Raw genomic sequence first — 14,386 nt, 5'->3', positions numbered from 1 at the left:
ATAGAAAAGGAGTGCTGGAAACACCCCTTCTCAGTATCTGTTAAGCTTACCGCCGATCAGACCGGCTGGAAATATTGAGCGAACAATTATTCAGGATTAACAAGACAATCAAACTTAGGCAATATTGTGCAACAAAGCAATATTGACGGTCTCTTATCATGCCGCTAAGTCTTGTCACAACAAATGATAGAATGTATCAGAGTTTTACTAAAACGGTATGCAGACCTCCGGGCTACATACCCAAATGCTTATTGTTTATTCATGCTGCCTGGAGCAACATGAATGAAAAAGATAAAAGAAAATGGATCATGAGAATTAATCTGACCACAATCCTCTTCATATTTACACTCATGCAGGTTAGCGCCGCATCGTTCGGGCAGCGCGTAACTTTCAAAAAGCAAAATGCTACGCTCGAAAATGTCATTCGTGAAATTAGAAAGCAAACGAGCTATGATGTGCTAATCCCTACTGCCAGAATCAGCACTTCGGTTAAGATCGATGCTAATTTTAGCAATGCCACACTTGATGAAGTCATGACTAAGGTGCTGGAAGGACGTAATCTTAGTTATACAATGGAAGCGAATATGATCATTGTAAAACCGAAAGATAAGTCTGTAGTTGAAAAGGTAATGGACTATTTCGTTGCCCTTGAAATAAAAGGTAAGGTTACTGATGAGGATGGAAACCCTATTCCGGGTGCTTCTGTAAGGATAAAAGAGAATGCAAATCGAGCAGCAGTGACCAATAGTAATGGTGAATTTAAGATCACGGTAAATGACTATCAGGATATTATCCTGGTTTCTTATGTGGGATACAATACCAGGGAAGTCAAATTAAAGGAGGGGCAGACTTCAGTAAATGTGCGGTTAGATATGACCGAGAACAAAATGAAAGATGTAGTCATTACAGGTATTTCTGAACGTAAGAAAGAAATTTATACAGGTAGTTCAACTACGTTTACCGGTAAAGATCTGATGAAATTAAGCTCTAGTAATATCCTTCAGGGACTTGGTTTGCTTGATCCATCGTTCCGGATTATAGACAATAACCTCGCGGGGTCTGACCCAAATGCAATGCCCAATATAGAGATCAGGGGTAGCAATACCCTTTCTGAGAATTACCCTCAGGGTGATCTTCGTGCAGCCTTTTATGGCAATCCGAACCTTCCCTTATTTATTCTGGATGGATTTGAGACTTCACTGGAAAGGATCATTGACCTGGATATGAACCGTATAGAATCTTTAACCTTGCTAAAGGATGGTTCAGCAGCAGCAATTTATGGCACACGTTCTGCCAATGGAGTTGTGGTAATTGTAACCAAAGCACCGGCTGCGGGTAAACTGAGAGCAAGCTATGCGGTAAGTTCTAACCTGGTGATACCTGATTTACGTGATTACAGGATGCTGGATGCACCTCGCTTACTGGAACTTGAGCAAAAGGCAGGAGTATACAGTGGCGCATTCATGAGCGATCAGGTTAGAATGCAGGATTTATACAATGAGCGTTTGGCTAATGTGAAAAGTGGTGTAGATACCTATTGGCTATCGCAACCTTTAAAAACAGCAATGGAGCAACGCCATTCCTTAACGTTAGATGGCGGAGATCAGGCTTTAAAATATAGCATTGGTTTTGGTGCTGCGGCAAACCCAGGTATAATGAAAGGGTCTTCCAGAAATACGTACCAGGGAAATATGCTCTTCCATTACAACACAGGCAAATTCTTGTTCCGCAATGATTTGCAAATTGCGAATACCAAAGGAACAAATAGTCCATATGGTTCTTTTCAGTCTTATGTGAATGCAAAACCTTATTTCTCAATTCCTGAGGTTAATGGAGTAGCTTCACCATTTTTGTACGAGACTTTTACCAATGGAGAGCGGTCGGGTTATATCATCAATCCTTTGTATGATGCAACCCTGAATACGCAAAGCATCAATCAGTATACCGAAATTGTGAACAATTTTTCAGCAGAATGGAATGTAACCGCTGCTTTGAGATTTAGAGCTACAGCCGGACTTTCTAAACGTTTTTCAGATGGAAAGGAGTTTTATCCTGCCGATCATTCCCGGTATTTGTCTGTAACACCAGATATGGCTGCTTATCCATTAAGAGGCGATTTAAATGTATCTAATACCAAAACAACCGGTTATGAGGGTACTTTTTATGGTATTTTCAGTAAGCTGATCAAAAAACATAGTATATTTTTCCAATCCGGATTTAATATTAAGGAATCTATATCCAGCGTTAGCCTGACCGAGGCACAAGGTTTTCCAAATCCAAAAATGAATGATCTGGCCTTCGCAAAACAATATCGTCAGGGGGGACGGCCGCAAGGTCTGGACAATACCAGCCGCCTCGCAGGTTTTCTTGCAGCGTTTAACTATGCTTATGATAGCAGATATTTTATGGATCTTTCCTTTAAGCTGGATGGATCATCTCAGTTTGGAGCAAATGAGAAATTTGCACCGGTATGGTCTGCCGGTATAGGATGGAACCTGCATCGTGAAGATTTTGTTAAAAATTTAAATGTGTTTAGTTTACTGAGGGTTACGGGGTCGATAGCTGAAACTGCCAGTCAGAATTTTGCACCCTATCAGGCAATGACAAAATACAGGTACGAAACAGATAAAATTTATGGTCTTGACTTTGGTACTGTTATACAGGGAATGGGAAATCCTGACCTGAAATGGCAAACCACACGTCAGCAAAAAATTGCACTCGACGCAGGATTATTTAATTCAAGGGTAACAGTGAATGCCGAGTATTACCTTAAAAATACATCTAATCTACTTCAGAGTATCACACTCGCACCATCAACAGGGTTTTCCGGCTTTACCGATAATATAGGTGAGCTCAGAAATAACGGATACGAAATTCGTTTAAATGTGGTATTGATGCCTGGTCATTCCGATCAGCCAAGGGTAGCCGTATGGGGTAATATTGGCGCCAATGAAAACAGGATTTCTAAAATATCGGATGCTATGAAACAGCGCAACAAAACTATTTTGGATGCCATGCAAAGTGCTTATGACAATGAAAAATTAACTACGCTTCCGCCAAATATCTTTACTGAGGGTAGTTCGAGATCTGCTATTTATGCCTTGCCTTCATTGGGTATAGATCCAGCAACCGGAAACGAGATTTTTTTATATCGTGACGGTACAATCGGTAACGAATGGAGAGCTGCTGAACAAATTGCCATTGCTGACGAACGTCCTGTAGTGGCGGGTGGTTTCGGCGCTACTTTTAATTATAAAGGCTGGGATGCTGTAATAGCAGGTAGTTATTCAAGAGGTGGGTACCTGTATAATTCTACACTGGTATCTAAAGTAGAAGATATTGATCTGAGAAATAACAATGTGGACGAAAGGGCTTACCATTGGAAATGGGCTGTACCTGGCGATGAAGCAAAGTACAGTGCTAATTCTTTTGTAATTGGAAGTAATCGTGTTGGAGCTACTTCACGCTTCGTACAAAAGAATGATTATCTCACTATTTCTGCGATAACATTGGGGTATAGCTTAAATCAGACCGCTTTGGTCAAACGTCTAAAGATTCAGAATTTAAGATTCAGTGTGAGTATGAACGATTTGGCGCGTTTCTCTACCATTGAAATAGAAAGAGGTACCCAATACCCGTTTGCACAAAGGATTTCTTTTGGTGCCAATGTTACATTTTAATGCAAGTATTTATGAAAGTATATATCAATACAAAAAAGGCAGCACTATTGCTGATGCTTGGAACAGGTCTAACGCTGAGTAGTTGTAATAAATGGCTGGATGTTCAGCCCAAAACTGAGTTGAAGCAGGAAGATTTGTTTTCCACGCAACAAGGTTTTTATGAGGCAATGACAGGAGCTTATGTGACCATGACAGATGAGGGAACTTATGGGAGGGAACTTACCATAGGGATGTTAAGTGTGATGGCTTCGGATTATTCGGTTGAGAGTTCCTCTCAACAGGCCATTGAGTACCTAAAACCTGTTGAGAATTTCGACTATGAAAAGGGACAGTTTAAATCTATGATCGGCGGGATATGGCTTAAACAATATAATACCGTCGCACAGGTGAATGCCATATTGGAGAATATTGATGCTAAAAAACATTTGTTCACAGGAGAGAATTTTAACCTGATTAAAGGGGAAGCTTTGGCGTTAAGGGCCTATATTCATTTCGACCTGTTACGCTTATTTGCTCCCGCCTATGTTGCTAAGGATGCACAGAAATACTTGCCTTATGTAACTAGTTATGGTCGGAATGCGACTCCTTTTTCTGATGTAGATGGCGTTATTAACGCTACGCTGAAAGATCTGGATGAGGCTGAAGTTTTGTTGGTAAAGGATCCTATTGGAAACAGAGGAACTGTAGATAGACAGTTAAGAATGAATCTTTACGCTGTGAAAGGGTTGAAAGCGCGAATTTATTTATATATGGGTAACAAACCTCTCGCTTTTGCTAAAGCAAAGGAGGTAATTGACGCTAATAAAGTAAGGTTGATGGCTGCAGGTACGGATGTAAACCTGGATCGTAGTTTTCATACAGAACATCTATTTTCAATTTTTAAGGAGAAGCATGATACCCGTGTTGTAGTTTGGCTTAGGGTTGGTGATGGAACTGGAAATGGAGGCGTGCCTTATTATTTTACCACGCAGACTAAGTTGTCGACTAATATTTTTAAAAATCAGCCTACAGATGTCCGTTTTAAAATGCCAATGATTATGCCTTTTTCAGGAAACCTTACTCCGCACAAATATCTGTATGAGGATCTTTCACCTTCAACATTAGGTATGAAAAAGAACTATATACCGCTAATGCGTATTTCTGAAATATATTATATAGCTGCTGAGGCTGCGCCAGATGCAGCCACGGGATTTGAGTACCTGAACAAGGTTTTAACTTCAAGAGGACTACAAACCTTAACCGTGACAGCTGATCTGCAGGCAGAGTTGAAAAGTGAATATAGGAAGGAATTTTTTACTGAGGGACAGACTTTTTACTATTATAAAAGGCTCAACGCAAATCAACTCGACGACAGTCCTGTAACGCAAATGACAGCCCAAACTTATGTTCTCCCGTTACCTGATGATGAAAAAATCTTCGGTGGCCGGTAAATGTTAATGCTTAAATAAGAAAAGAGATGAAAAAAATATATATAGCAGTTGTGCTATTGTCAGGTCTGCTGGCCTGTAAAAAGGAAGATGTAAAAGTGTATCATGGTGGTGACCGTGTGCAGTTTGCCCGCCAAAATGCCGCACTTCCTTATGTTGGTAGTCAGGATTTTTCCTTTGCCGCTAAGGGGAGTCCGGAAAGTGCTACAATAGCTTTTCCTGTAGATATAACTGGAAGAGTCGCATCTTTTGACCGTGACATAAGAGTAGAAATAATCGCTAGCGAAACAACTGCGGCTAAGGGCGTAGATTTTGACTTCGGAAAATCTGTAGTTAAAGCAGGGGAGTCCAAAGGAACAATAGAACTATTGCTTAAGAAAACTTCTGCATTGGATAAAGAGGTTAAAACGGTGACATTCCGTATCGTTTCTTCAGAACATTTTGCACCGGGAATTGAAAAGCAACTTAAAAGAAAAGTGAGTTTCTTTAATTTTATGGTGAAACCTTCAACCTGGGATACTCGAATGAGAACCTATTTTGGAGAATATTCAGAAATGAAACATAAGTTCATATTGTATCATTTAGGAATTCCTGAAATCAATATTACCCCATCAGGTTCGTCAGTTCAAGATCCTGAAAAGTATGTGTATAATGTAACAAGCTTCATTCAGTTCCAAAACAAACTGCGCTCTTTACTGAATGATCTGAATTCAAAAGCAATTACTCCAGATCCTGCAGATCCATTCACCTACCCACTGGTGTACGACGAAGATGGTGATGATGTAGATGATCCTATTGCTGTTACTTTCCCTTAATCCTTAAATCTATTGAGATGAAAATATTCAATTATATGACTACTTTAATCTTCCTTTTAGGAGGATTAGTGCTTTCTTCCTGCTATAAGGATAAAGGTAATTATGACCTTGCCCCTGTAGATGTAATACAAATAGGTGGACCGGTTTCAGGCCCGGAGAATTATGCGCTGCAGCAGTTTGACTTGTTAAAAATCTCACCTGAATTTACTTTTACAGGTGATGAATCCAAACTTGAATATACTTGGAAAATATTCCCTTTAAATGTAAAGCCTGACGACCCGAGAGTTCAGGTGATCTCTAATAAAAGGGAGCTTGAATACCAGGTTAAAGTTCCTGTAGGATCTTATTCAGTCCTGCTGGAAATCAGAGATCCTCAAACATCGATTATGCGTAGCAGGACATTTGGTGTAGTTGTGCGGCTAAAAGGGGCGCAGGGATTTATGGTCCTTAATACCAAAGATAATGGCGAACAGGATATTGATGTAATTGTTGATAATACTAAACCTGAAATCTTTTTCGGTCTTTTTTCTGCAAACAACAGCATTAAATTAAAAGATGCAACACGCCTGGGGATGCTGCAATCGGCTGGTAATTCCTCTGGTACAATTTACGTATTCCAAAAAAAAGGAGGATTTTCTTTGGGGTCTAGTTTTGCTTTCCTACAGGATGCGAGGTATTGGTTCTTTGATGCGCAGCCTCAGTATGCAGGTTCAGCGATTTATACCGATTTTTTTGGTGCGAATGCCTACCTCATCAACGATGGTAACGTTCATATCGCCTTAAGTCCGGTATCACCTCCGGCTTTTGCTTATAAAGCCGCGGGTAACTACAAAGCTACGAAGTGGCTGTTTATGTCTGGTTATGTATTTATCTATGACGACCTGAACCATCGCTTTTTGAAGCTGGACAAAAGAGGAAACAGAATGTCGACGATTACACCAAATCCCGTTGAGGATGTTTTTGATGTAAATGACATCGGCGATAAGGAATGTTTATTATTTGATCATAACCTACAGCCTACTGTAGCGCCATCCGCTGCAAATTACAATCTGTTAAAACCAATTGCTTATTGTCGCGATAAAAATGGGAAGACTTTTATGTATAAGTTTGGCTTTTTTAGAAGTTTAGTGACCTATTGTGAAAGTGTACATGAAGTAACTGCCCCAGGATTTTCTACTGCTACAGCTTATGTAAATTCGGCGAATAATCCGCTTACTTTTTATGCCTCTGGTAATAAAATCTATGTCTATGATTTTACCAATGATAAAGCCAGGGAAATATACACTTTTGCGGAATCTGATATATCTATTGATAGGTTAAAAACGAACGGTACCAAGTTAATGGCTGTAGCTAATGGCAAATCCGCGAACACCGGGGCTGTTTACTTTTTTGATTTAGAAGCAACCGGAAATATTAAAAATGATACTTATGCAAGTAAGTATGATGGGTTTGGAAAGGTTCAGGACGTCGAGTATAAGTTTAACGTTATTCCTTTTGGCGCAGTACTCTGGAAATAATTTGAATTACGTCTGTAATTCTCTCCGTAAACCACCCCGGGTGTTTGCCCTCTGGGGTTGGTTTTACATTTAATTCAATAAAAAAATGAAATACATATATATGCTGTTGATCCTCGCGGTCAGCTTAACAGCTCATGCCCAGGGAATTCAGTTTGAACGTGAATTATCCTGGAAGGAAGTGCAGGCTAAAGCCAAAGCAAGTGGTAAAGCAATTTTTGTAGATGTTTATACCACCTGGTGTGGTCCATGCAAACAAATGGATAAAAATGTTTTCCCTAAAAAGGAAACCGGAGATTTCTTTAATGAGCATTTCATCAGCTTTAAACTCCAAATGGATAAAACAGCCGCCGATGCTCCTGAGATTAAAAAGCAATATGCTGATGCAGAGTGGTTCGAAAAGAACTATCAGATTACCGCCTATCCATGTTACCTGTTTTTTGACAGCAACGGAAAGCTGATTCACCAGGCTGGCGGAGGTGGTTTAAAGGTAGCCGACTTTATCGCGATTGGACAGGAAGCACTTGATCCAGGAAAACAGTTGATGTCTTTCAAAAAGAAATATAGCCAGGGTGTAAGGGACAATGAGTTTATGAAAACTTACATTTACAAACTCGCAGCAGCCCAGGATCCATTGCTGGAACAAACGGCAGACGAGTTTTTAAAATTGCAAAAAGATCCTTTTTCTGCCGAAAGCGTAAGCATAATGATGTTTATGACTACTGGAAGTAACAGCAGATACTTCGATCTGTTGGCTAAAAACAAAAACAAACTGTATGCTGCGATCGGGAAGGTTAAGGCAGATACTTACCTAAAAAAAGTAATAGATGCGGGAATTACTTCAACCGGACTAAAAGTTGAAGCTGATAAAGACAGCAAGAAAATAAAACACTGGGTGGATGAGTCTGCTTTATTGAAATATTTCTCCAGGTTTTATGCTGCGGATACCTCGGCTTTCCTGGCGGCCTTTCATACTGCAAGTATCTCTAAAATGCTGGACGAGCAACAGGCTTATTTAAAAGCCAAAACACTGTTAAATCATGCTGTAAAGCCAGATATGCAACAAGCGGCATTGCTATCATTAATGATTATGCGGAACGGTAAAAATCAGGACGATAATCAGCTGGTCATCGCACTGCTTTCTACTTACCCGGAAACGGATGATCACCTGATGAACCAAACCTTATCTAAAGTTTATAGCTATGTAGGACAACCTGAAAAAGCATTGGATTATGCCGGAAAAGCTTTAGTTACCCTACGTAAAACCAGGCCCAATTATCCTGATATTACTCCACAGGAGTATTTAAAAAGATCGTTAATTGTAAATCCAACCCCTAAAATAATCAGCAATTAATATGAGTTTGTTAAATAAAATGATGCGGAATGCGTTGATTATTTTGATGCTGCAAGCAGTCGCTTTGCCAGCGTTTTCTAATGCGAAAAATGTAGGAATCACCACCAGCTATGCTGCAAATGATGGGTTACCTACGAGCATCAAAAGCCAGTTTAAGTTTATTGGTGGTTTAATGTTTGTAGAAGTGGTTATTAATGGAACCAAAGGACTTCTGCTGGTAGATACAGGTAGTAATGGTTTTATATTATTGAATGCGGAGTATTTTAAAACCAAGCTAACCGGGCAAACTATGTCTGGAATGGGAGGGACTGTTCCGATGGAGGAAGTAAAGGTTGAACTGTTGGAATGGCAGAATCTACAGTTAAAGGATCGTTTACTTCCAGCCATAAAAATGAATCAACTAAATACTGGAACAGTTGAAAAGGTGTTGGGACTGATCGGTAGTGCATTTTTTAAACCTTATCAGCTGACTTTAAATTTTGCAACCCGGGAGCTTGAGTTAAAAAAGTCGGTAGGTGATGCAGCTATTGTTAAAAATATCCTCCCCATTATAAAGCTTCCTTTTACATTAGTTAGCGGTTTTCCCGTAGTAGAGGTAAATATCGCGGGGAAAAACCTTCGGTTTGTGATGGATACAGGCGCTACAGATAACCTGATTGATACCAGCCTCGAAGCTGAAATTGCTGGAATCTGGAAGCAAACTCAACAAGTGAATATGACTGAAGGTAGTGGAAATGGTGGTAACGTGAGAAGGGGAGTGCTTGACAGGATGACTATCGGCGGATTAAACATGGATAAGATCCAGATGGGATTACATACTATGCCTGCCTTTGACAAGGAGAAAGCAATAGCTGGTATTCTGGGCTTCCAGTTTTTAAAATACTTTTATGTAGACATCAATTACATTGATAAAACCATGAAGTTTTATGATATGGCAGTTGTTATGAATCAACAGAAGTAAAATCTAAAGCTATAGTAAAACAAAAGGTCGATGTTCACCAGAACATCGACCTTTTGTTTATAGTGAAGATCATCTATTATTGACCATATAGTGACTCTATCACAACAAGTTTAACTAATATTGGAATTGTAGGTTTTTCTGGTGCAGCTTCTTGGAAATCAGAACTTTGAATGTCAATTGCAAAGCCGCCATCATACAATTCGTAACTATAAGCTAATTGATCAAAAGTGTAAGGAACCTGAACGTAGCTGCTTGTACTTACTGGATGCGTTATATACACCAAAACTCCATCATCATCTACTGTAATTGGCTTTATAACAGAAGTAGGTATATCAGCCGTGTAGGTAAAGCCATCGTTACTTAATACCCATTGATTTGGTTGTATGGTAAAATTATACGTCCTGTTAGGGTTTTCCTGTATAAGCGTTTCCTTCTTGCACGATACCAGGCCCAGCGTGGCCGTGCATAACAATAATAATATAAGTTTTTTCATGTATTTGTGTGTTTTGAATTTCATACAGCAAATTTATTGCCACAATATGTAAGGTGCTTCCTTCGCTTATTCTGTAATTAAAATGTTATACGGAATTTTGTTATATAAATGCGTTTTAAACCAAATATTCGAATAAAGTCTGGTCGTTATTTAATTCAATAATTTCGAACTTAAATTCTTTCATCCTCTTTACAAGTGAGTCATAATCAACACGGTTAGCCAGTTCAATGCCTACTAAAGCCGGCCCATTTTCTTTGTTCGTTTTTTTAATGAATTCAAAACGCGTAATGTCATCATGTGGACCTAAGACACTATTTACAAATAACTTCAGGGCACCTGGTCTTTGCGGGAAGCGGACAATGAAATAATGCTTCAAGCCCTCATATAGTAAAGATTTCTCTTTGATTTCCTGCATGCGTTCAATGTCGTTGTTACCGCCACTAATTACACATACAACCTTTTTACCTTTTATTTTATCTCTGTAAGCATCAAGGACGGCAACAGATAAAGCACCTGCCGGTTCCACAACAATAGCATCTTCGTTGTACAGCTTTAAAATTGTAGTACAAACTTTACCCTCGGCTACCAGCAATACATCATCCAGTACCTCTGTGCAGATTTCGTAGGTTAGTTTTCCAACACATTTTACAGAAGCACCATCCACAAAACGGTTTATTTCTGGCAAAGTAACTGGTCCGCCATGTTCAAAGGCTTTTAACATGGAAGGAGCACCTTCCGGTTCAACGCCGGCCAGTAAGATATCCGGCTTTTGTTGCTTTAAATAGTGGCCAACACCAGCTGAAAGTCCTCCGCCACCAACTGGCATAATCACTACTTCAACACCAGGTAAATCTTCCAGGATTTCTACTCCAACTGTACCCTGACCTTCAATGATACTATAGTTGTCAAAAGGAGGGATAAAAGTCATGTTGTGTTGTTGTGTATAAGCCAAAGCTTCTTTTAAGCAATCATCAAAAGTATCGCCTACCAAAACCAGCTCTACACTGCCATTTCCGAACATTTCAGTCTGTTTAACCTTTTGTTTCGGCGTAATTTCAGGCATAAATATGACACCCTTTGTTCCCAGTTTATCACAAGAGAAAGCAACGCCCTGGGCATGGTTACCAGCACTGGCACAAACAATCCCTCTGCTCAGTTCATCGGGTGTTAACTGACTGATCATGTTATAAGCGCCACGCAATTTATAGGAACGGACAACCTGCAAGTCTTCACGCTTCAGGTATATTTCGCAGTCATAAGCTTCAGATAATTTGGAGTTGTAAATGAGGGGAGTATGTTTTACAACATATGCCAAGCGCTGCGAGGCAGCTTTGGAGTCTAGTTTAAGATTGAAGTCAGTCATTTTTTATGAAAAATAAAACAGGCTGTATCATAAATTCAGAATAACGAACGTATTAATGATACAGCCTGTTAATTGTACGCTCCAAAAGGAGTATACAAAGATAGTTATATGTTAGCAGCCAACCAATCGCCTACTTCGCTGGTTTTGTATGCTTTGTTTTTTCCAGATAGATCCTCTGTAACAATACCTTCTGCTAATGATTTGTTAACCACTGCCCTGATCAGTTCAGCTTCTTCTTTTAATCCAAAAGCATCTTCAAACATCATTGCAGCTGATAATACTGTAGCCAAAGGATTGGCAATATCTTTACCTGCAGCTTGCGGATAAGAACCGTGGATCGGCTCAAATAATGAAGTATGAACACCGATTGAAGCCGATGGCATCAATCCCATAGAACCAGAAATTACAGATGCTTCGTCAGTTAGAATATCACCGAACAGGTTTTCTGTAATCAATACATCGTATGAGCTTGGCCATTGTACCAAACGCATTGCAACTGCATCAACAAACTCATAGCTTACTGTAACTTCAGGATAGTCTTTTTCCATATCCTGTACAGTTTCTCTCCACAAACGTGAGGACTCCAATACATTCGCTTTATCTACACAGCAAAGTTTCTTGCTGCGGGTCATTGCCATTTCAAAACCTAATTTAGCCAAACGCTGAATCTCAGCTCTGGTATAAGTACAAGTATCAAAAGCAGTATTGCCATCGTCTTTTCTACCTCTTTCGCCGAAATAAATACCACCGGTTAATTCACGAAGAATAATCAGGTCAGTACCTTCAATACGCTCTCTTTTTAACGGAGAATTGTCAATTAAAGAAGGGAAAGTAAAGGTTGGACGCACATTAGCAAACAAACCTAATTTCTGACGCATTTTCAGTAAGCCTTGCTCCGGACGAACGGTAGCTTTAGGGTCATTGTCGAAACGTGGATCACCAATAGCACCAAATAGTACAGCATCAGCTGCCATACAGATTTCGTGTGTAGCATCCGGATAGGGTTCACCAACAGCATCAATTGCTGCTGCACCGGTAATGCCTGAAGTCCATACAATCTCGTGGTTAAATTTCTTTGCTACTGCATTCGATACTTTTACAGCCTGGTCTATAACCTCCGGCCCAATTCCATCTCCTGCTAACAGAGCAATATTAAGTTTCATATATTTTGTAATTGTGGTTTAAAAATTGTTTTTACTGTATTTCTTCTCTAAGGTACAACCTTAAATGATGTTCAACATTTTCTGGGTAGCTTTAATTGCACAAACTGTCTGATCAGAATCGAGTCCTCTTGTGATAAACATCTTCTGATCCGTTTCCCAGGTAATGATGGTTTCGCAAAGTGCATCAGAGTTACTACCAGGTGCTATCCTTACGGCATAATCAATCAGCTTTGGTAAGCTTCGTCCTTTCTTGGCATAAACCTTGGTCAGCGCATTCATGAAAGCATCAAACTGCCCGTCACCCTGTGCATTCTCTTCAAACTTTTCTCCTTCAATTAAAACGGAGATCGTTGCAGAGGGGCGAAGTCCCATCGAATTCATCAGCACATAGGATTCAACGGTAACATGCTCTTCGTAAAGACTGCTGTCTAAAACGTCAGAAATGATATAAGGTAAATCTTCCTTAGTAACCGTTTCTTTTTTGTCGCCCAGTTCAATCACCCTTTGCGTCACTTTCTTTAGGTCGGCATCATTTAGCTTTAAGCCCAGCTCCTGTAGATTTTTTTCGATGTTAGCCTTGCCGGAAGTCTTTCCTAAAGCATAGCTACGTTTTCTTCCAAATCGCTCAGGCAACAGGTCATTAAAATATAAATTGTTTTTATTGTCACCATCGGCATGGATTCCAGCTGTTTGTGTGAATACATGATCGCCTACAATAGGTTTGTTTGAAGGGATTCTTACACCCGAAAACGTTTCTACCAGCTTACTTACCTTGTAAATGGATGATTCTTTGATCTGCACTTCAACCTCTGGCGCAAAATCTTTTATTACCGCAACAGCACTGGCCATCGCAGCATTTCCGGCTCTTTCCCCCATACCATTTACGGTCAGGTGCAAACCACTGATTCCAGCTTTTACAGCTTCCAATACATTGGCCGTGCCCAGATCATAATCATTATGTGCATGAAAATCAAAATGGATAGTCGGATATTTCGCTTGTAGATCGGCAATAAACTTATAGGTTTCACCAGGGGTTAACACACCAAGTGTATCTGGCAGTAATATCCTTTTTACAGGTTGTGTCGACAGAAAATCCAGGAACTGAATCACGTACTCCGGAGAGTTACGCATGCCGTTGCTCCAGTCTTCCAGGTAAACATTTGTAGCAATACCATGGGAAGCAGCAAGATCAACAACGTGTTTAATTTCAGCAAAGTGTTGCTCAGGTATTTTTTTAAGCTGATGCGTTAAGTGGTTTAATGAACCTTTGGTTAACAGATTCTGAACTTTAACTCCCGCCTCTAGCATCCAGTCAATTGATACGCCATTGTCAACAAAAGACAATACCTCAATACGATCTGCATACCCATTGGCTTCTGCCCAGCTCAAAACAGCTTTTACAGATTGGAATTCGCCGTCAGATACACGTGCAGAAGCAATTTCAACCCGGTCAACATGGAGTTCTTCCAATAGCAACTGGGTTATTGTTAATTTTTCTGAAATGGAAAAAGACACTCCCGATGTTTGTTCTCCATCGCGGAGTGTAGTATCCATAATCTCTATTTTCCTTTTTTCCATGTATTGGATCTTACTTTTTTCTTTATACTCATCGTCAT

Annotated in this window: 10 protein-coding genes; 6 read left to right on the top strand and 4 right to left on the bottom strand. The window is 39.9% G+C overall.

Features of this window, described 5'->3' with window-relative positions; all coding sequences use genetic code 11:
* Positions 1-191 precede the first annotated feature (191 nt).
* The 6 genes from R2Q84_RS21815 (at position 192) to R2Q84_RS21790 (ending at position 9,751) form a co-directional block, all read left to right on the top strand.
* A complete protein-coding gene (locus tag R2Q84_RS21815) occupies positions 192-3,680 on the top strand; it encodes a SusC/RagA family TonB-linked outer membrane protein (RefSeq protein WP_316818723.1) in 3,489 nt (1,162 codons plus the stop codon).
* A gap of 11 nt (positions 3,681-3,691) precedes the next feature.
* Entirely contained in the window at positions 3,692-5,110 is a 1,419-nt protein-coding gene (locus tag R2Q84_RS21810) for a RagB/SusD family nutrient uptake outer membrane protein (RefSeq protein WP_316818722.1), read from the top strand.
* Between the two features lie 26 nt (positions 5,111-5,136).
* Positions 5,137-5,922: a DUF4843 domain-containing protein gene (locus tag R2Q84_RS21805; RefSeq protein WP_316818721.1), complete on the top strand. Its 786-nt coding sequence runs from the start codon at positions 5,137-5,139 to the stop codon at positions 5,920-5,922.
* Positions 5,923-5,939: 17 nt separating this feature from the next.
* Positions 5,940-7,439 carry a PKD-like family lipoprotein gene (locus tag R2Q84_RS21800; RefSeq protein WP_316818720.1) on the top strand — a complete coding sequence of 500 codons (1,500 nt, stop codon included), beginning with the start codon at positions 5,940-5,942 and terminating at the stop codon, positions 7,437-7,439.
* Between the two features lie 85 nt (positions 7,440-7,524).
* Entirely contained in the window at positions 7,525-8,790 is a 1,266-nt protein-coding gene (locus R2Q84_RS21795) for a thioredoxin family protein (protein ID WP_316818719.1), read from the top strand.
* Between the two features lies 1 nt (position 8,791).
* Complete coding sequence (locus tag R2Q84_RS21790) at positions 8,792-9,751, top strand: pepsin/retropepsin-like aspartic protease family protein (protein WP_316818718.1); 960 nt, start codon at positions 8,792-8,794, stop codon at positions 9,749-9,751.
* 76 nt (positions 9,752-9,827) lie between these two features.
* Here R2Q84_RS21790 and R2Q84_RS21785 read toward each other — a convergent pair whose 3' ends face one another.
* From R2Q84_RS21785 to R2Q84_RS21770, 4 genes are all read right to left on the bottom strand, one after another.
* Entirely contained in the window at positions 9,828-10,244 is a 417-nt protein-coding gene (locus tag R2Q84_RS21785; RefSeq protein ID WP_316818717.1) for a hypothetical protein, read from the bottom strand.
* Between the two features lie 115 nt (positions 10,245-10,359).
* Positions 10,360-11,607 (bottom strand): threonine ammonia-lyase IlvA, encoded by a 1,248-nt coding sequence (gene ilvA, locus R2Q84_RS21780; protein WP_316818716.1) that lies wholly within the window; start codon positions 11,605-11,607, stop codon positions 10,360-10,362.
* 104 nt (positions 11,608-11,711) lie between these two features.
* Entirely contained in the window at positions 11,712-12,770 is a 1,059-nt protein-coding gene (gene leuB / locus R2Q84_RS21775; protein WP_316818715.1) for a 3-isopropylmalate dehydrogenase, read from the bottom strand.
* 60 nt (positions 12,771-12,830) lie between these two features.
* Entirely contained in the window at positions 12,831-14,348 is a 1,518-nt protein-coding gene (locus R2Q84_RS21770) for an alpha-isopropylmalate synthase regulatory domain-containing protein (protein ID WP_316818891.1), read from the bottom strand.
* Between the last annotated feature and the right edge of the window lie 38 nt (positions 14,349-14,386).

It is taken from the genome of Pedobacter nyackensis (assembly GCF_032678475.1).
GTDB classification, from domain to species: domain Bacteria; phylum Bacteroidota; class Bacteroidia; order Sphingobacteriales; family Sphingobacteriaceae; genus Pedobacter; species Pedobacter nyackensis_A.
The sequence above is the reverse complement of the archived record's forward strand: the minus strand, read 5'-3'. Positions and strand labels throughout refer to the sequence as shown.